General features: G+C 33.2%; 20 protein-coding genes. 7 read left to right on the plus strand and 13 right to left on the minus strand.

Annotation, left to right across the window (positions count from 1 at the left end; translation table 11 throughout):
- Window positions 1–75: 75 nt before the first annotated feature.
- From H603_RS0110380 to H603_RS17545, 12 genes are all read right to left on the minus strand, one after another.
- Entirely contained in the window at window positions 76–597 is a 522-nt protein-coding gene (locus tag H603_RS0110380; RefSeq protein ID WP_051219270.1) for a GNAT family N-acetyltransferase, read from the minus strand.
- Between the two features lie 1,140 nt (window positions 598–1,737).
- Window positions 1,738–2,238: a hypothetical protein gene (locus H603_RS0110390; protein ID WP_026708541.1), complete on the minus strand. Its 501-nt coding sequence runs from the start codon at window positions 2,236–2,238 to the stop codon at window positions 1,738–1,740.
- A 152-nt stretch (window positions 2,239–2,390) separates the two neighbouring features.
- Window positions 2,391–3,392, minus strand: a complete 1,002-nt coding sequence (locus tag H603_RS16700) for an IS30 family transposase (protein WP_051219272.1) — start codon at window positions 3,390–3,392, stop codon at window positions 2,391–2,393.
- Between the two features lie 204 nt (window positions 3,393–3,596).
- Window positions 3,597–4,181: a hypothetical protein gene (locus H603_RS0110400; protein ID WP_026708542.1), complete on the minus strand. Its 585-nt coding sequence runs from the start codon at window positions 4,179–4,181 to the stop codon at window positions 3,597–3,599.
- Window positions 4,182–5,035: 854 nt separating this feature from the next.
- On the minus strand, window positions 5,036–5,170 hold the full coding sequence (locus tag H603_RS17745) for a hypothetical protein (RefSeq protein WP_262487961.1): 135 nt from the start codon (window positions 5,168–5,170) through the stop codon (window positions 5,036–5,038).
- 190 nt (window positions 5,171–5,360) lie between these two features.
- Complete coding sequence (locus tag H603_RS0110410) at window positions 5,361–6,347, minus strand: hypothetical protein (RefSeq protein WP_026708544.1); 987 nt, start codon at window positions 6,345–6,347, stop codon at window positions 5,361–5,363.
- Window positions 6,348–6,528: 181 nt separating this feature from the next.
- Entirely contained in the window at window positions 6,529–6,933 is a 405-nt protein-coding gene (locus H603_RS16705; protein WP_026708545.1) for a hypothetical protein, read from the minus strand.
- A 178-nt stretch (window positions 6,934–7,111) separates the two neighbouring features.
- Window positions 7,112–8,092 (minus strand): DUF3644 domain-containing protein, encoded by a 981-nt coding sequence (locus H603_RS0110420; RefSeq protein WP_026708546.1) that lies wholly within the window; start codon window positions 8,090–8,092, stop codon window positions 7,112–7,114.
- 388 nt (window positions 8,093–8,480) lie between these two features.
- Window positions 8,481–9,608: an esterase-like activity of phytase family protein gene (locus H603_RS0110425; protein WP_026708547.1), complete on the minus strand. Its 1,128-nt coding sequence runs from the start codon at window positions 9,606–9,608 to the stop codon at window positions 8,481–8,483.
- A gap of 6 nt (window positions 9,609–9,614) precedes the next feature.
- Complete coding sequence (locus H603_RS0110430; protein ID WP_026708548.1) at window positions 9,615–10,022, minus strand: group III truncated hemoglobin; 408 nt, start codon at window positions 10,020–10,022, stop codon at window positions 9,615–9,617.
- A 61-nt stretch (window positions 10,023–10,083) separates the two neighbouring features.
- A complete protein-coding gene (locus tag H603_RS0110435; RefSeq protein WP_026708549.1) occupies window positions 10,084–10,614 on the minus strand; it encodes a DUF4136 domain-containing protein in 531 nt (176 codons plus the stop codon).
- A 257-nt stretch (window positions 10,615–10,871) separates the two neighbouring features.
- On the minus strand, window positions 10,872–11,048 hold the full coding sequence (locus tag H603_RS17545) for a DUF5522 domain-containing protein (RefSeq protein ID WP_169628294.1): 177 nt from the start codon (window positions 11,046–11,048) through the stop codon (window positions 10,872–10,874).
- A 151-nt stretch (window positions 11,049–11,199) separates the two neighbouring features.
- Between H603_RS17545 and H603_RS0110440 the strand changes: the two genes are divergently transcribed.
- From H603_RS0110440 to hemL, 4 genes are all read left to right on the plus strand, one after another.
- The gene (locus tag H603_RS0110440) at window positions 11,200–11,529 is read left to right on the plus strand and encodes a hypothetical protein (protein ID WP_026708550.1); all 330 of its coding nucleotides are present in this window, start codon (window positions 11,200–11,202) and stop codon (window positions 11,527–11,529) included.
- Window positions 11,530–11,658: 129 nt separating this feature from the next.
- A complete protein-coding gene (locus tag H603_RS0110445) occupies window positions 11,659–12,555 on the plus strand; it encodes a 1-aminocyclopropane-1-carboxylate deaminase/D-cysteine desulfhydrase (RefSeq protein WP_026708551.1) in 897 nt (298 codons plus the stop codon).
- Window positions 12,548–13,441, plus strand: coding sequence for a glucosaminidase domain-containing protein (locus H603_RS0110450; RefSeq protein ID WP_026708552.1), 894 nt, complete (start codon window positions 12,548–12,550; stop codon window positions 13,439–13,441). The genes H603_RS0110445 and H603_RS0110450 overlap by 8 nt, the downstream gene beginning before the upstream one ends.
- A 42-nt stretch (window positions 13,442–13,483) precedes the next feature.
- Window positions 13,484–14,770 (plus strand): glutamate-1-semialdehyde 2,1-aminomutase, encoded by a 1,287-nt coding sequence (hemL, locus tag H603_RS0110455; RefSeq protein WP_026708553.1) that lies wholly within the window; start codon window positions 13,484–13,486, stop codon window positions 14,768–14,770.
- Between the two features lie 36 nt (window positions 14,771–14,806).
- Here hemL and H603_RS16710 read toward each other — a convergent pair whose 3' ends face one another.
- Window positions 14,807–15,283 carry a hypothetical protein gene (locus H603_RS16710; RefSeq protein WP_084157739.1) on the minus strand — a complete coding sequence of 159 codons (477 nt, stop codon included), beginning with the start codon at window positions 15,281–15,283 and terminating at the stop codon, window positions 14,807–14,809.
- Between the two features lie 126 nt (window positions 15,284–15,409).
- On the opposite strand from H603_RS16710, the gene H603_RS0110465 reads away from it, so the two are divergent.
- The 3 genes from H603_RS0110465 to H603_RS0110475 all read left to right on the plus strand — a co-directional run bounded on the left by H603_RS0110465 (window position 15,410) and on the right by H603_RS0110475 (window position 17,873).
- On the plus strand, window positions 15,410–15,784 hold the full coding sequence (locus tag H603_RS0110465; protein ID WP_026708554.1) for a hypothetical protein: 375 nt from the start codon (window positions 15,410–15,412) through the stop codon (window positions 15,782–15,784).
- 110 nt (window positions 15,785–15,894) lie between these two features.
- A complete protein-coding gene (locus H603_RS0110470; protein ID WP_026708555.1) occupies window positions 15,895–16,692 on the plus strand; it encodes an MbnP family protein in 798 nt (265 codons plus the stop codon).
- Between the two features lie 143 nt (window positions 16,693–16,835).
- Window positions 16,836–17,873, plus strand: a complete 1,038-nt coding sequence (locus H603_RS0110475) for a cytochrome-c peroxidase (protein WP_026708556.1) — start codon at window positions 16,836–16,838, stop codon at window positions 17,871–17,873.
- The last annotated feature ends 1 nt before the right edge of the window (window position 17,874 follow it).

Raw genomic sequence — 17,874 nt, forward strand, 5'->3', positions numbered from 1 at the left:
AATGAAAATAAGACAAAAACAATCACTCTTTAGAATTTACAAACTTTTGGAAATGTTTGTTTTATCTTATTTCTTTTAATCTTCATTCGATGAAAACAAATAGGCACAAACAGCAAATTCCGCATTATTAAAGTTGAAATTGCCCACTTTTTTAATCCCCATTTTTTCATGCGCTCGTAAGGAAGATGCGTTATCGCTTTTAATAAATAGAATTCCCTCTCTATGAGGTTCTTGATGTAAAAGTTCTTTAAACATTTGCTGAGCAACACCTTTTCCTCTTTGTTTTTCATTAACGCAAACAGGGCCATAAATGTACGAGTCAGTATTAATTCCAGAGTACGATGCAAACATTGCGTTTACAATGGGTACATCCCGATTGCTGTGCACAGCTTGGGAAGTTGTCAAAATAAAACCTATAATTTCACTATATAAATAAGCCACTATTTGCGGCATATCTTTCATCATCTCTACAATTTGACTGTGGTTCAATTCACTTGATAATGTTCCACCTTGAGATAATTGATTTTCAGACTGTAGTTTTATTATGCCAGCTATATCTGCAGTAGTTGCTACTTTAAGTTTAATATTTTCGTCCATGTTTATAAGTTGTAAAATTTTGTCACATTAGCTAGTTTCTAGTTTTTAAAACCCAGTTTTGCGATTAAATAAAAAGGTATGGTTTTGGTTTTCCTTCTTTTCCATTATACTATTTATTGTAAATTGGCTGCTGTAGGAGCGAGGGAATTTCTGGAAACTTCATTTTCAAATGCATTACTAATTGGTGCGAAACGATAGTTCTAAGTGGCTCAAAGTTGTAGTTAGCTGCGATTTTTTTTATTGTTTTTTATTCTCAATCTTATTCGTCCAAATATGTAAACGATTATCGAAATTATTAAAGCGAATATAAAACCAGTTATAAATGAAAAATTTCTTCCTGTATCTGTTATTAACTTACTCATTGCAATTTGTTGAGCATCTGTTATTTCGGCAGCATTAAAGACACCGTTTTTGTCGAGGTCGTACCGATTCAGATCCCACTGATAATAAATTGCGTAATAAGATGAAGTCCCAACAATAAATAGATATATAATTAAAAATGTAATTATGCTTATCCATAGTAATTTGTTCTTCGATAACAGTTTTCTACGGTTAACTGTAATTGCTAGTAACCCGATCAAACAAATAATTGTGGGTAAAACCAAGTGATATGGAATTGTAATTTCGTTCATATACTGTTCAAGTATTTTAGGAATATTTCTTTATAGAATTCTTCTCTTGTCTCTACCTCAGTTTTTCCAGTTATAACATCGTTCGAACTTCTATATAAGTCGATATTGGACTATAAATAAAGTTGTTTTAAGGTACAATTTAGTAAAAACTTGTCTTCTACTATTTCTTGACTTAGCTATGCTATTTTTAATAAAAGAATTGCAATCGATTCTAGATCTTTTAGATTTTCGTGAATTAGCAGCCCTTTCCAGTTTTTAGTAGCGCAATCTCTTTAATCTTCATTTTGAGAAATGAATAGATTTATTTCTCCTTCAACTTCGCCACTCATCATATTTTATTAGAATTTATTTTGTCGTCTTGATTGTACAAACAAACACATAAGGCTTTGCTCTCTTTTAGATGGATGGAATTTTATAACCACTCAATTTTCGGCGTTACTAAAGTTACTACGGAACGATAATTCCACTAAATTCCAGCTAGTTCAAAATGGCTGTTGTATGCTGGCTTTTATTTTCTTAAAAAGGTACAAACATCTGTAGCTTTTGTGTTCAATTTATAATATTTAAAAACGCTTAAATCATTTTTTGCTTGATCTAAAAAATATTCGTGAGTAAAATTATCAATTTTGAATTTTGATATAATTAAAGCAGTTGAGAGTTTTAAACTCATTCTTTCAACATCAATCACATCTAAAAAACTCGTCAAAATATTAGTTTCTTTTTCTACCGATACTTTTTCATAAGTTGGTATAGAAATTACGTAAAATTCTGTGAATTCAAGTTTATGGTTTCTATGACAATTAATTATTTCTTGTTCTATTTTCTTTGAATTTAAAGCTTCACAAGTCATTACTTTGAATAATTTTAATCCACTTGAATTTCCAAAACTCAAATGTTTCATTTTATAGAGTTTTCCGTCAATTTTTAACGAATCAGATTTAATATAATCTTGCGCAAAAATTGAACACTGAAAAAATATAATTGAAATAATAAATAGGATTTTTTTCATACAGTTATTTTTGGCGGATTCAAGTTTCTAGCGCAATTTCATTGGGTTTTATTTTTGCCTTATTTTTCTAATTCAGAAAGCAATTTTGATTGTGTTTAGGCTTTCTAAATTCAAAAAATAAAGCTACGATTTATTTTGAATTTACCTACGTATTAAATAAAATTTTGATTCATATACAATCTGCTAATTGTATTCAAAGGCGATTCATATTCAAGTGTTTGTCGTGGCCTTTCATTGATTTGATTTTGGACTTCTTTGAGTTGTTTTTTAGTCACTAAATTAAAGTCTGTTCCTTTAGGAAAATAGTCTCTAATTAGTCCATTTGTATTTTCATTTGTAGGTCTTTCCCAAGGACTATATGGATGAGCAAAATACACTTTAACTTTGCTGTTTTTAGTAAATGTTTTGTGTTGTGCCATTTCGGTTCCATTGTCATAAGTAAGAGAAAGTTTCAAGTTAGTAGGAAGCTTTCTAAATTCTCTTTCAAAAGCCTTTCTAACAGCAGTTGAGTCTTTCTTTTTTAGGTGAACAATTATTAGAAAGCGAGTGGTTCTTTCTACAAGTGTTCCAATGGCACTTTCTCTGCTTTTTCCTAGCACTAAGTCACCTTCCCAGTGTCCTGGTATCTCTCGAGTAAGCACTTCAGAAGGTCTTACATCAATACGAATTGGGTCTTTTATAGTCGTTCTTTTATCAACGCCTCTACGTGTGTTTCCACGATATTTTCTCTTCTGCCTAAGTTGTGATATTAGTAGTTTTTCTACCTCTTTTTTTGGTTGAATATAGATGTGATAATAGATACTTTCGTGTGAAATTTGCATTGTTGAATCGAATGGGTAAAATTGTTTTAGAGCGTCCGAAATTTGCTTAGGAGACCAGTGTAATTCTAAGCGTGAATGTACAAAATTTTTAAGCTTTGGATTACTGTTAATTTTAGATTTCCCTAACCTTTTATCCATAAGATTATGAACGTAATTCACTTCTGCTTTTATGTTATTATAAGGCTCATTTTTAACCCTTCTTAGTTCCCTAGTAATGGTGCTAGGATGAACGGATAGAGCAGTGGCAATTTGCTTATTATTTCTGCCTAAAGCAATGAGTTTTTCAATCTCAATTCTATGATCACGATTGAGTCTTTTGTAAGCTGTTTTCATACTACAATTTTATACATTTTTTGTTATAAAATTGCGTTAGATTCTTGACTCTGCGTTTAGCTTGCATACAACGTTCTGCCGCTTCTCGTCAGTTGCGAACTTCGGAAAGAATTATTTTCTGTTAAAGCTAAAAATTCTTGCGAAACGCAAACGTTAACTTACCACAAAATTCGAAATTGCGAGAAACGGCTGTTAGGTGCAGGTTTATTTTATTAAGTTTTTAATTTGACTTTCAAAAAGATTAACCTCTATTACATTTGATTCTACCTTTTTTCCGTTTATTGTCATCACAATTTTAAATGGAACTTTTATGTTTCCATAAACCAAATCACTAATTGACAATTGGAATTCAATTTTCCTTTTTGCTTTTAATTCCTTTTTGAAATAACTATTTCCGCAATCTGATTTTCCGTTTTCTTGTCCAGAAATCCATTTGTCATTAATGAGAAAATATTCTTGAACAAAATCAATTGTTGAGTCAATTCTGTTAACTTCAATATTGTTCAAAGTATTATTTTCCAAGTAACCTTTAGCATACTTATTTCCATTTACTCCTTCAACATAAAAATTCTCGGGAAAGTAAATTCGGATATTTGTTTCCTCTCCAGTTGTCTGTGTTTGTTCTTCATTAAAAACGACTGCAGCCACTCGAAAAAAATTCCCTTTTTGCTGAGAATCTGCGCAATACTTTTCGTTTTTATCCAATTTAACTGGTGCTTTAATTTGAGCACAAGTTTGTATCGATATTAAAATCAAGAAAGCAGTTTTTAATGATAAATATAGTTTCATCTTAGTTTATGGTTTCGTGGTCAAAACTTGCACCTAACTATCATACACACGAAACAAACCTTCGCAAACTCACCCAATATTGGCTGTATTGACGAAGTTTTGTCCTGTAGTATTAATAATCATAAAAGTATATTAATTCGAAATATAAATCCTATAAAACAGAATTATTTTTTATTAAAATTTTGAAAGGGAATTTGCTCATGAAAGGAAGTAATCTATACACCACCTAAAAAAATCAACAAAAAAAATCCGTAACAAACTGCTGCGGATTTAGTTATAATAAAGATTTGTAAATTACCCTATTTCGGAAAGTAAAATTTGAATCTCCTAATGTATCATCTGTATATATAGTACAGTAAGTTGCACAATCTTCTCCACGCTACCACACACTTCTACTTACTTTATTTGTAGAAGAATTACTTTTCCTAATTTTTTTTTAAGTCATTTTTTAAAAATTCCATTAACTATAAAAGCATTGTTGGTAAAGATAGAACTGCTTTTATTTTACAATAGTTTAGATTAAAGTTTTATGCTTTTTTGTACGAATTATTGAGCTACAAAGGATCATAGTTATTTCCATAAATTATCAAATAAATAATATCAGTAATAAAAATAATAAATTCAGTACTAACCTAAATATGACTGATGATATTTTCACATCACAATTTTCCTCTATTTTTTTAACCTTCAGTTTATAAAATAATAAATAAAAAAGTATGATGACGTTTACTATAAAAGGTATTATCGATATATACTTGATTGATACTTGTAAGTTTATTTTTCTCTCAATAAAATCTAGGATGTAGCCAATTATAAATAGAACATTTACAATTTCAGATAGACGGTTATTCAATTTACTCTGGTTGTACATAAATAGGTTCATGGTATTTGGTTGGTTTAGTAACACAGCTTGTAAAATCATACATCATTAATGCAATACCAATATATCCTTGATATCGTTTACCAATCAACTTTAGAGCCCCTATCATTGTTTCAGCAGCTTCTAGAGCCAGAGCATTTGTTTATAGTGATCTTATACCGCCTATGCCTAATGCAAAGCTTGCACAGTTTCTGGCTCTATCCCAATCAACACCTGGTATTGAGATTGAAAATTAAGGGTTAAAAACGGTAATATCACTAAATTCCAGCTAGCTCAAAATGAATCTTATGCGAAGTATTCTATATTTTATTATTATTTCTAACTTTGTCTATAATTTCAATTACTTTTTCAAAAATTTTCGGATCGTAATCTGAAGCAGATTGATTTGAAAAATTATTAACGTGATTATTTATATTCCAATCTCTAAATATTTCTTTTATATCTTCTGGATTAATTCTATCGTTAAATACTTGTAGATAAAATTTCCCAAATGAAATAGCATGTATTCTATCTGCTATTTTCAATGACTCGCTCATATAAGATTTGGCTAGTGTAAACGAGTATTTTGATGATGTGATTAATAAAATTATTATAAAAATGCTCTTTAACGCATAGAAAGTGGTTAAGCTCCAATTTTCTTTTTCATTAAAGACACTCAAAGTAATATTTGAAAACCAAAACGCTACTCCAATACCACTAATTAAAGCTATAAACCCTAAAACATACCAAAATTGAGCTGAATATTTTTGATATTTTTCGCGCTTGTTTAATTCATTAATTGTTTCCGCAATATATGTTGGTGCTGTTTTTTCAATTTTTTCTTTTATTTCCAGTGCTTTTTCATCGAAAGCGATTTTTTTTCCTAAAAAAGAATTTATTGAGTCATTTATTTTTTTTACGGCAATTTCAATTTGTTTCTCTTCAAGCTTATTTTCGATAATTATGAAATTTATTCTAAAAAGACTTTCGGGGAAATCTAAAGTATCTATTTTTCCAGCAACAATAGGTAATAGTAATTTGTCATCTCTATGAACTGTATAATTTCTTAACTGAACTAGTTCGTTTAAAAAAGATTTTGATTTGGTCGAATATGATGTAATTATCGGTATAATAATATCAGATGAAGTAATAGCTTTTTTAAAAGAATATTCTTGTTCCTTGCCATAATCTGTTTCTTCGTCGAAAATTTCGTGACCTAGTGCTTTTAACCTGTAAGTAAGTTCATAATAAAGGCTTACATTTTTGTCTGATTCTAATTTTTGACCGAATAAATATATTTTTGCCATTTAGTTTTTTTAAAATTTCACAACGTTTTACGGCTTGCAGAAGTGGCGAACTTCTTGACCAAGATCTTTTGGTTAAGATAAAATTTCTTGCGAAAGATAAACCTGAATTTACTACATGTTTCGCCATTTTTGCAAACTGCTGTTGTGCGATCGGCTATTCTATCTCGTAATTATAAATTAATTACTGGATAGATATAATTTCACTTTTACCAGATTTAGTTGACCAATTTAGTTGCCATACTCTACCATTTATTTGATCTAGAAGAAAAAAATTCCAACTAATATTAGTAGAATATAGTGTAAACCTATTATCTACTTCATCTTGTTTTTCTACTAACGATAAACTATTTATAGGAGTTTCTAATTGATTAGATCTTTTTTGACTAAGTTCAACTTGCCACATTTGTCCAGTTTGAGTGTTCAATTTTATAAAATGCCATGTATTTTGGGTTGGGAAAATTCTATATGTTTTAATATAATTTTCATTTACTTGACGTAAATCATTTTGTTTTTTTTCAATTTGAGCTTGCGCAAACAAACTAATATTAAGTGTCAATAAGATTACTAAAAATATATTTTTTTTCATTTAATTGTAATTTTTAATTGTTTTTGGTAAGTTTTGTTTTTAGCTGTCGTATAACGGTTTGCCACTTAGCTAAGTTGTGGAGTTATGAAAACGATTACTTTCTGCTTAACGTAAAAGTTCTTTAAAAACGGTAATTCTACTAAAACCACAATCTTGCTAAATGGCGGTTGGCGGTAGTTTATTTGTAGAAATTTCCACTTTCTTTACAATATTCTTTTACTTCATTTAGCCAATTATCATACCAATACCAAGTTTTTGCGACTTGTGTGCCATAACCTAATACTGGATTTTTAGCATCTCTTTCTTTCCACAATAATGTATGCTGATAAGCTGTAAATCTAGGATATCCATTTGCTTGCATAAATTCATATATTTCTCCTGGTAAATGTTTTTTCTTTTCTCTCTCCTTAACTAAAACATATTCTTTATTTAATCCTTCCGCTTCAGGCGAATTCGCAGGTATAAATTCAATAACTTTATCTGCTTGGCCTTTTCTGTTTACAGCTTTAGGTACATATAATACTCTATATGAATATCTTATGTTGTTGTAATCATCGTCACTCAATTCATCATCAAAGTCATTTATGTAAGATGCAATATTTGAAGGCAAGTCAGTAAACTTTCTAAGTTGATTTGCATGTTCTTCTTTAATAGTTGAAAATTGTAATGAAAAGGACAAATGTTTATCTATACCATAAGAATCGCCAAATAATTGTTTAATAAAGGCATTATAATTTAAACAGCAAGCTTGAAATCGGGCACTCAGATATTCATCTATTTTTGTAGTCATCTGGTGTTCAATTTCATGTCTTAACCCAATTAAAAATTTTAGATTGGCTTTTGTAATGTTATCTATAGGGCAATTATTATCGTCTAGACAACGTTCCAATTCCCAAAATTTAAACGCACCTTTTTTCGTTTTATCAAATTTTTTCCTTTGTCCTGTTTGCTTAAAATATCTATACTCAATTTTCTTATCTCGATAATGAGCATGAAGTAAATACATCCATGATATATTTGCTAAAATGATAAAATTTTCAGATTTGAAGTGAATATTTGGATTATTGAATATTTGGACTGCACTCAGCATTGATTCTCGCGATTTTACAAGAAGTTCTTCTTTAAAAGAGCCAATTTTTCTATTTCTTTTCATTGCCATGGTTAATGTAATTTACAACCAATTTATTTTTTCGAAATTTAAGCATTTAAGATTTTAATACTCTTTTGAATTCTATTTTCACTGAAATCATCTAATCTATCAATTTACCGTGATATGGGTAAATTACCGCCAACTACCATACACACGAAATAAACCTTCACAAATCCACCCAATACTGGCTGTATTGACGAAATTTTGTCATGTAGTATTAATAATCATAAAAGTATATTAATTCGCAATATAAATCCTATAAAACAGAATTATTTTTAATTAAATTCTAAAGGTGATTTGCTCAGAAAAGGAAGTAACCCACAAACCACTTCGAAAAATGACCAAAAAAAATCCGCAACAAACTGCTGCGGATCTAGGTATAATAAATGCTTATAAATTACTCTATTTCGAAAAGTAAAATTTGAGTTTTCTGTTTGTCGGAGAAGTTGTTGTCTGAGACGAAAAGGATAGACTGCTTGCCATTGGCTAATTTGGGTCCAAAGGTTATTCCTTCGATATTATCAGTAAAGATCCCAAGATTATCCATGTTTAAAACTAGTTTTTTAGTGGCTAACGTAACGCCTTCATTTTGTAGTGAAGCAACGTCTTTCACATTTGTAGCGGCAGTAAAATCACATAGATAAACTTTGATTGTGCAGGCTTGTTTTCCTACAGAGTACGAACGCTCTACAACCAACAGTTTGTTTTCGCCATAATATTGAATCGACGAAATTCCGTTTACTGCAAAACTAGTGCTTGGATTGGGTTCGATTGCAATGGGGTCTAGTAAATAGCCGTATTGTGCGGTATTGTTTCTGGTTTTGGTGTCAAATTCAAATATTCGAACCATTCCACCCTTTGCAGTAGTCGCTTGGTTGTCGTCTTCATAAAGTGGTTCTTCAACGTTGGTGTACACTTTACTAAAATCGCTGTTATAAGTGATTCCCTCTAGAACGCCATTGCTGCGTGGCCCTTTTTCCTCTTTTTGCATGTTGAGGTTTGCGGGTAAGTGGAATTCATTGACAAATTTTCCGGTAAGCGATGCCGTTTGCAAAGATGGATTTTGAATAACAGCAAAATCTTTTGCAACTACTCGTGCGCCTTCGCTACTCCAAACCACTGATTTTGTTTTGGCGTTGTAGCGCATCTCTTCGGGGTCGATGGAGCTATCCGGGTACTTCTCCCAGTTGCTGTATTTTTCTCCCTTTTGATTTTGTAACGACACAACATTTTGAAAATCAATACTGCTTAAGCTGTCTGCTTGAATTCTAATTTTTGCAGTATAAAAACGAGCATCATTATAAACTGCTCGATCGTCGCAAATTAAGTAATATAGATCGTTTTTTTGATCGTAATCAATACTCGATAACCCACCTACAACGGTGTTTTTAAACTCTTGGTTAAAAGGGACTTCAATGGTATTGATATAGTTAAGTCTGGGATTGGAATTGTTGTTTACGGCAGTTTTAATCGAAGAACAAGAAACTAATGCTAAGGGAATTAATGCAAGGATAAATTTGCGCATGGAATATTATTTTAAATTTAGTAAATCGCCTTTTTGACCTTGATCTCTAAAGTAATTGATTTTATAATTAAACATTTCGGCCATGTTTTTAGCGCGCAATTTTGCTTCTTCGGCGATTGGGCCTTGAAACAAAGTATCGTTGGTTTCGATAAAAAGTTGCATCCAGCGATCAAAATGTTCTTTGTCAATAGGTAGGTGTTTGTGCGGAGGAAACGGGCTGCCAGAGTAGGAGTGCACCTCTAATAAAACAGTCTGCCAAAAGCGATACATTTTTTCCAGATGCTCTGGCCAGCGGTGGCCAATTTTTTCGTTGAATATAGGACCGATAAAATCGTCTTTTTGCACCTTGTCGTAAAAAGTATCTACGAGAAGTTTGATGTCTTCAAATGTCGAAATGTCTTGTAATACTGTCATAATAGCAAATAAAAATGGCCTACACAAAGGTAGGCCATTTAATATAAAAAGGGCTTGTTTTTTATTCCTGCGGTGGAAATTGCGCTAATATTTTTGCGACAAATTCGTTAATGCGTTGTTCTTTATCAGTTCTGTTTTCGGTTAAGTTTCCAACACCTTTTCCTTCCCAGATTAGTTCTTTTTTCTTGGCGTCGATTAAATCGATGTATAAGGTTCCTTCAGTAGAAGAGCTTACAAAATTTTGACCGCCCCAAAGGTAAGGATTCCAACCAAATCCCCATCCGTAACCCCAACCAGCATTGAACTGACTTACTTCAACTTTTTCTCGCTCTTTAGTGAAAATGTTAACTAGTAAATCTGGAGTTTCGCTTTTTGTCATTCCCATGCTGCTCAATTGCGTATCAATAGCACGAAGGATTCTTTTTTTATCAAACTCAGATATTTCGACTTTGTCGATACCGCTTTTATGAAAAGCATAGGTTTTATACTGTGTAAAATCGGTTCCTCTGTCATAATCGGCATTCACACGCACGGCGCTGCAGGCTGATAACACTAAGAGGAGTAAAACGGGGATTATTTTTAATGATTTCATAATGATGTGTTTTATTAATGGGTACTTTAGAAAATGGGGTTTAACCGCTGTAAAAGCACTGATATTAAGTGATTTGATTCTCTAATATATTAATCAAGAATCGTACCAAAATAATGTTGAATTGGAGGTATTTAATCCTTTTGGTTTTAGTGTTAACTTGCTTTTAATTACTGTTTTAAAGTGTCATTTTTTTAAGGTGGCCATAAAATGTAGGAACAGTTCTCTATAGGTGTAACTTCGATAAAGAGACTTGAAATTTACTTTTTGATGGTTCCTGTTTTTTTATCAAATCCATACGGGCAGTGGCGACAGCCGCTTTTACAGCAGTACCCTCTTTTTAAATGGTGCTTCTCAGTAAAGCATTTGTATCCTTCGGGAGTGTAATAGAAATCTTCTCCTTCAACTAATTTATTTGGACTTTCTGATTCAAGCATTTTTAATCTCTTATTTAATTTTGTGGTAATCGTGAACCTGGCTTTCGATAAAAATCATTTCACTACTGCAAATTTAGGATTTTTAAAACGATTGTCTTTTTAGATTCCCACATAATTTTTACTACTTTTAGTCACAATTATATTTCTGAAGATGTTATTAATAGTTACAAAATTTCTTATTCCTAGAGGGTATCGCGGACTTACCATTTTTCCGTTTGTATTTATCAGGTACAAAGAAGATCGTGAAAATGTAGTTTTGATAAATCACGAGCGCATTCATTTAAGGCAGCAACTAGAGCTGCTAATACTGCCTTTTTTTATACTTTATGGTTTGGAGTTTGTCTTTCGTTTATTCGAATATAAAAATTTCAATACCGCCTATCGCAACATCAGCTTTGAAAGAGAAGCCTATTCGAATGAAAAAAACTTGCAGTATCTTACTAATCGAAAGTTGTTTTCCTTTGCTAAATTCATTTTCTAGACTGAGTTTGTCTTGGTTCAGGAGGTTTCTTGCTACTTTCTTTTCGAAAAAAAGAACTAGGCAACATCTATATTATCCTCTACAAATGGCCGGGTTTTTATACATAAGTTTTTACCTTTGAAAAAAAACTTGAATCAGCATCTCACTTTAAATTTACCGCATTCGATCACACTCACTGTTAAAAGGGAGGATTTGCTGCACCCCTTTGTGTCAGGGAATAAATTTAGGAAATTAAAGTACAATTTACTCGAAGCTAAAAATCAGAATAAGAGTGGGTTACTTACCTTTGGTGGTGCGTATTCTAATCATATTGCCGCTGTCGCATATGCTGCTAAAGAAGCGGGTATGAGAAGCATTGGGGTGATAAGAGGAGATGAATTAGCAGATAAAATTTTAGAAAATCCCACATTAAAATTTGCCCAAGAATGCGGCATGCAATTCGAATTTGTTTCTAGAGAAGTGTACCGCAGTAAAAACGAAGAAGTCTACTTAGAGCAATTACAAAATCGCTTTGATGACTGTTTTATCATTCCGGAAGGTGGTACAAATGCGCTAGCAATAAAAGGCTGCGAGGAGATTTTAACTCCAGATGATGCCGCGTTTGATTATGTTTGTTGTGCGGTGGGAACAGCGGGGACAATTTCTGGAATTATTAACAGCTCCTTGCCACATCAAAAAGTTTTAGGGTTTCCTGCTTTAAAAGGAGACTTTTTACAAGATGAAATTCGTATTTTTGTCGAAAATAAAAATTGGGAACTACTAACTGATTATCATTTTGGTGGTTATGGGAAAGTTACGGCAGAATTAATTGTCTTTATAAATCAGTTTTTTGAAGATACTAGCGTTCTTTTAGACCCAATTTATACTGGAAAAATGTTTTTTGGCGTTATCGACTTGATTACGAACAATTATTTTCCACCGCAGTCAAAAATTTTGTTGATTCATACAGGAGGATTACAAGGAATCCGCGGTATGAATACCTTATTGAAAAAAAAGCAATTACCTTTAATAAATGGCTATGTTTAAAAAAATATTACTTGTTTTAGTAGTGATTACTCTTGTAAGTTGCAATGCGACAAAAACGCCCATAAAGACGTCTAAATCTACAGTTTCAACTACTAAGAAAGCAACGGTTAAAAGTAAAAGCACCAAGGTTTATAAGCCCGTTGTAAGTGCCAAAAGTAATACAACAACACGATCAAATACGAGTACTGAGGTTATTGAGTCTACTTCAAGAACTATAGTGTCTAACGATGTGATAGGAGATTACATCCTGCGTTTTAGAAATATTGCGATGAGTAATATGAAAGCATACGGCATTCCGGCCAGTATTATTTTAGCACAAGGAATCTTAGAGTCGGGTGCAGGGAGAGGCGACTTGGCACAAACTGCAAACAATCATTTTGGAATTAAATGTCATGCAGGATGGACTGGCGATAGTGTGAAACACGATGATGATGCCAGTCAAGAATGCTTTAGAAAATACACTGCTGCAGAAGAATCGTTCAAGGATCATGCGACATTTTTAACCGGTAGAAGCAGGTATTCAGGATTGTTTACCTTAGATAAAGACGATTATAAGGCTTGGGCCAAAGGCTTAAGAAAAGCAGGTTATGCTACAGATCCCCGTTATCCAGATAAGCTAATCTCGTATATTGAGCGCTACGATTTAGGGCAATACGATGCGATGGTTCTAGGGAATAAATACATCCCGTTAGACAATAATTCGATTATTAGAACAGTAAGTACTGCTATTGTATACAACCCAAACAATACCTATCACGAAGTTCAAAAAGGAGATACCTTATATTCGATCTCAAAAAAATACAATCTATTACTTGCTGATTTAAAGCTCAAAAATAATCTTTCTGAAAATATCATTTCGATAGGTCAGAGACTGATTGTGAATTAATACAATTCGAAAAAAGAAATTATTAAAAAAACAATAATTACAATGTTATATAAAAGAAGTAGTCAGCTATTTGCTGAAGCAGAAAAAGTAATTCCTGGAGGTGTAAATTCGCCTGTAAGAGCTTTTAAAGCAGTGGGAGGAACGCCTATTTTTGTAGAACGTGCTAGCGGTGCCTATTTGTATGATGCAGATGGCAATCGCTTGATTGACTATATCAATTCATGGGGACCTATGATTTTAGGACATGCCTTTGAACCAGTCGTTCAGGCGGTAATCGAAAAAGCAAAGTTGGGAACCTCTTTTGGTATGCCAACAGAACTAGAGACTCAAATTGCAGCTCTTGCTGTGGAGATGGTTCCAAATATTGATAAAATACGTTTTGTAAATTCAGGTACAGAAGCTTGTATGAGTGCGGTGCGTCTAGCTCGTGGTTTTACAAAGAGAGATAAGATTATAAAATTTGCAGGATGTTACCACGGTCACTCTGACTCGTTTTTAATTCAAGCAGGAAGTGGTGCGGTAACTTTTGGTTCGCCTAACAGCCCAGGAGTTACAGAAGGAACAGCAAAAGATACGTTGCTGGCTACTTACAATGATTTAGAAAATGTAAAAAGCATAATAGCTGCAAACCAAGGCGAGATCGCTGCCATTATTGTAGAACCAGTTGCAGGAAATATGGGATGCATTCCTCCAGTAAAAGGTTTTCTTGAAGGTTTGCGTGCGCTTTGTACAGAAAACGGCATCCAATTGATCTTTGATGAGGTGATGACTGGATTTAGACTAGCGGCAGGTGGTGTTCAAGAGTTATTTAGTGTTAAAGCAGATATCGTTTGTTTTGGAAAAGTAATTGGTGGTGGTTTACCCGTAGGTGCATTTGCAGCGCGTAACGAAATCATGAATTATCTAGCACCTCTAGGGCCGATTTATCAAGCAGGTACTTTGTCTGGAAATCCATTGGCGATGGCGGCAGGTTTAGCAATGTTGCAAACATTACATAATGACAAAGCGATTTTTGAAAGACTAGAAGCAAAAACAGCCTACTTGCATGCAGGTATCGAAAAAGTATTAAAAGCGAACAATGTGGTGCATACCATAAATAGAATAGGTTCGATGATCTCTGTTCATTTTGATGAAGCTGCTGTAGTAGATTTTAAGTCAGCTGCAAAGGGAGATAACGAAACTTTTAAGAAATTCTTCCACGGTTTGTTACAAGAGGGAATTTATATTGCGCCTTCTGCTTATGAGACTTGGTTTATAACAGATGCGTTGACATATGAGGATTTAGACTTTACAATTAACGCAATTGATAAAGTGAGTAAAACCTTTTAAACGAAAAAACTTCCGGCTTTCACCGGAAGTTTTTTTTTATTTCTGAGTTTTTCTTTTGTCATCCATTTTGTGAGAGGCAACTTCAGTTCCTTTTTTATGCATTCTTTTACCGCCACGTTTGTGATGTTTGGCTTTCATAGTTTCCCATTTTGTAAACTGCTCTGCATTTAAAATTGATTTCATTTTATTTTTCATTGCAATTTGCTCGTCAAGCATTTTAGATTTCATTGCAAAACGTTCGTCACGAGTAGGTTTTGTTTTAGCGTCTTTTTTCATTTCACGCTCTTTCATCATGGCTTCTTTTTTGGCTGTTTTTTCTGCGATGATGCTTTTCATTTGATCTTGTTGTTTTGACGTTAAATCTAACTCTAATGTCATTTTTTTCAACATCAATTCATTTTGCTGCGCTGGAGTGAATTTTTCCATTTTCTCTCTTTTTGGCATGTCCTTTTTGTCCTGAGCAAAGTTTGCTATACTAACCGCTAATAATGCAGCTATAAATAATTTTTTCATTTTCTTTGTTTTAAAGTTATAAGTATAAGACAGCTTTGTATCTCAAAGGTTTAATGCTTAACAAAATTTTAATAATAGCATCATTTTTATACTGCGTAATTTCATTTTGAATATTATATTTGCACTGTGAAAAAAATTGCAGTCATCATTCTATTAGTCTTGTTTCTAAAGCCAATCTTTCCGGTTATAGACTATGCTATTAATTACGACTACATCACCGAAGTACTTTGTATCAATAAAGCCAAACCTGAAATGCATTGTAACGGAAAGTGTCATTTAATGAAGGAGCTTGCAAAAGCAGCTGACGACGATAAACCACTTACTTCTAATAAAAAACAAAACTCAAATCAATTAGTAGATATCCTTGTCGCCGAAGTTGCCTCTTATCATTTTATTGGGTTTGATTTTAAAGCTTCAAATAACGAAACTATTGCGTACACTAATCTATATTCTCATTTAGATGGTTACACTATTTTTCATCCCCCAATTTTCCTTTCATAATTACATACGAGCAAATTGTTGTATTACTATGTTCTTTGGCGAAAGCCTAAAGGATCAGTAGTGATGTGACCTGTTTTAAAATATTATAGAAAGAAAATTAAACTTAAAAGATGAAAAATTTAGTATACAAAGCCGTAGCTGTTTTAGCTTTGAGCGCAACATTTACAGCATGTTCAAATGACGATGAGGTTATTGTAGGAACAGGAAATTTAGGGTTAGAATTTGATAATTCATTCTCAGGAAACGATTTAATATTAGACACGCAAGCAAATACTACTGCTAGCAGCGAAGTCCTTAAGATAAGTTCGATAAAATACATTGTTAGTAACATAGTTTTAACTGCCGAAGATGGTTCAATTTTCACCTACCCAAAAAGCAGTAGCTATTTTATTGTAGATGAATCAGACGCAGCTACCCATGTACTGAATCTAAAAGACATTCCTGCGGCAAATTATACAAAAGTAACTTTTGGGATAGGAGTAGATAAAGCACAATACGAAGCAGGAGCTACTGGTCAAGGTGATTTTCTAGCCACAGCAGATGCGGCTGGAATGATGTGGGGATGGTCAGCAGGATATAAATTCTTAGCTCTTGAAGGGACCTTTACTTCAGCCCAATACACAACTGCAGTCCCATTTAAAGTACACACTGGTCAAACGGGAACAGATTATAATTACACTACCGTTTCGCTTGATTTAAATAGCAAAGCATTAGTGAGAGAGACGATTACGCCTCAGGTTCACATTAAAGCCGACTTATCTAAAATTTTAAACAGTACAAACGTTATCAAACTATCTGATAACAATCCTAACGGAACCGGAGCAAACATCATGGCAGGAGCTAATCTATCGTTGATCACAGCAAATATTGCTACAATGTTTACTGTAGACCACGTACATAACGATTAATTTCATTTTTAGGAGCACAAGAGTTGGTTTATCAAGCACATTAGTCCCGTCTTCCGCTGTATCTTTTTTTGAAATTAAAAAAAGGATGCCGCTGCAACCGGGGCTAGACGACACCTCTTGTGGTTCTTTTAAAATTTACAACCATGAAAATCAACTATTTTCTTTGGCTTTTAATTCCGCTATTACTAAGTTGTTCTAATGAGGGAGAAGAGTATGTAAACTTGCCTTTGGATTTTGCTGTTCCTTCAAACTTCCCTAATCTACAGTACGATATAGCTGCAAATCCACCCACAGAGAAAGGATTCGAACTTGGGAAAAAATTGTTTTACGATGGGCGGTTGGCATCAGACGGTTTAGTCTCTTGTGGGTTTTGCCACATTCAAGCCGACGCGTTCACGCATCACGGACATACAGTAAGCCATGGTGTTGATAATGCATTAGGAACGAGAAACGCTCCTTCGATTCAAAATCTAGCTTATCAGTCTATATTTATGTATGATGGTGCTGCTAACCATTTAGACTTGCAACCCATAATTCCATTGACAAGCGAAATCGAAATGAATGGTGATTTGACTGCTATTCTTGCCATGATGAAAGCAGATAAAGAATATCAAAACTTATTTAAAGCTTCGTTTACTGATGGAGCTGTTTCTATCGAGAATATGCTCAAAGCACTTTCGCAATTTATGGTAATGTTGACCTCGTCAAACTCTAAATTTGATCACTATAGGCGCAATGAAGCTGGTGGAGAATTGACAATAGATGAAAGCGCGGGTTATGCCTTATTTCAAACAAAGTGTGCCTCATGTCACGCGACCGATTTGCAAACAGATGATTCTTTCAGGAATAACGGTTTGGCGATTAACCCCTTAATAAATGATGTGGGTCGCTATCGCGTAACTGAACAAGTTCAAGATTACTACAAGTTTAAAGTGCCAAGTTTACGCAATGTAGAAAAATCAGCGCCTTATATGCACGATGGAAGATTTGGAACCTTAGAAGCCGTTTTAGATCACTATTCATCAGGAGTCAATGCCTCACTGACATTAGATCCCATTTTACAAAAAGACGGAAAGATTGGAATTGCAATTTCTGCTAAAGAGAAACTGCAGTTAATCGCCTTCTTAAAAACACTAACCGATAATCAATATCTCACCGATAAACGATTCTCAGAATATTAAA

The organism is Flavobacterium frigidarium DSM 17623 (assembly GCF_000425505.1).
Classification (GTDB): Bacteria; Bacteroidota; Bacteroidia; order Flavobacteriales; family Flavobacteriaceae; genus Flavobacterium; species Flavobacterium frigidarium.

Excerpts from the sequence above, each read along its gene's own strand:
- H603_RS0110390 (WP_026708541.1), bottom strand. The coding sequence starts at position 2,238 with ATGAAAAAAATCCTATTTATTATTTCAATTATATTTTTTCAGTGTTCA.
- H603_RS0110450 (WP_026708552.1), top strand. The coding sequence starts at position 12,548 with ATGTTTAAAAAAATATTACTTGTTTTAGTAGTGATTACTCTTGTAAGT.
- H603_RS0110420 (WP_026708546.1), bottom strand. The coding sequence starts at position 8,092 with ATGGCAATGAAAAGAAATAGAAAAATTGGCTCTTTTAAAGAAGAACTT.
- H603_RS0110440 (WP_026708550.1), top strand. The coding sequence starts at position 11,200 with ATGTTATTAATAGTTACAAAATTTCTTATTCCTAGAGGGTATCGCGGA.
- H603_RS0110430 (WP_026708548.1), bottom strand. The coding sequence starts at position 10,022 with ATGACAGTATTACAAGACATTTCGACATTTGAAGACATCAAACTTCTC.
- H603_RS16710 (WP_084157739.1), bottom strand. The coding sequence starts at position 15,283 with ATGAAAAAATTATTTATAGCTGCATTATTAGCGGTTAGTATAGCAAAC.
- H603_RS0110475 (WP_026708556.1), top strand. The coding sequence starts at position 16,836 with ATGAAAATCAACTATTTTCTTTGGCTTTTAATTCCGCTATTACTAAGT.
- H603_RS0110380 (WP_051219270.1), bottom strand. The coding sequence starts at position 597 with ATGGACGAAAATATTAAACTTAAAGTAGCAACTACTGCAGATATAGCT.
- hemL (WP_026708553.1), top strand. The coding sequence starts at position 13,484 with ATGTTATATAAAAGAAGTAGTCAGCTATTTGCTGAAGCAGAAAAAGTA.
- H603_RS0110435 (WP_026708549.1), bottom strand. The coding sequence starts at position 10,614 with ATGAAATCATTAAAAATAATCCCCGTTTTACTCCTCTTAGTGTTATCA.
- H603_RS17745 (WP_262487961.1), bottom strand. The coding sequence starts at position 5,170 with ATGATAGGGGCTCTAAAGTTGATTGGTAAACGATATCAAGGATATATT.
- H603_RS0110425 (WP_026708547.1), bottom strand. The coding sequence starts at position 9,608 with ATGCGCAAATTTATCCTTGCATTAATTCCCTTAGCATTAGTTTCTTGT.
- H603_RS0110400 (WP_026708542.1), bottom strand. The coding sequence starts at position 4,181 with ATGAAACTATATTTATCATTAAAAACTGCTTTCTTGATTTTAATATCG.
- H603_RS0110470 (WP_026708555.1), top strand. The coding sequence starts at position 15,895 with ATGAAAAATTTAGTATACAAAGCCGTAGCTGTTTTAGCTTTGAGCGCA.
- H603_RS17545 (WP_169628294.1), bottom strand. The coding sequence starts at position 11,048 with ATGCTTGAATCAGAAAGTCCAAATAAATTAGTTGAAGGAGAAGATTTC.
- H603_RS0110410 (WP_026708544.1), bottom strand. The coding sequence starts at position 6,347 with ATGGCAAAAATATATTTATTCGGTCAAAAATTAGAATCAGACAAAAAT.
- H603_RS16700 (WP_051219272.1), bottom strand. The coding sequence starts at position 3,392 with ATGAAAACAGCTTACAAAAGACTCAATCGTGATCATAGAATTGAGATT.
- H603_RS16705 (WP_026708545.1), bottom strand. The coding sequence starts at position 6,933 with ATGAAAAAAAATATATTTTTAGTAATCTTATTGACACTTAATATTAGT.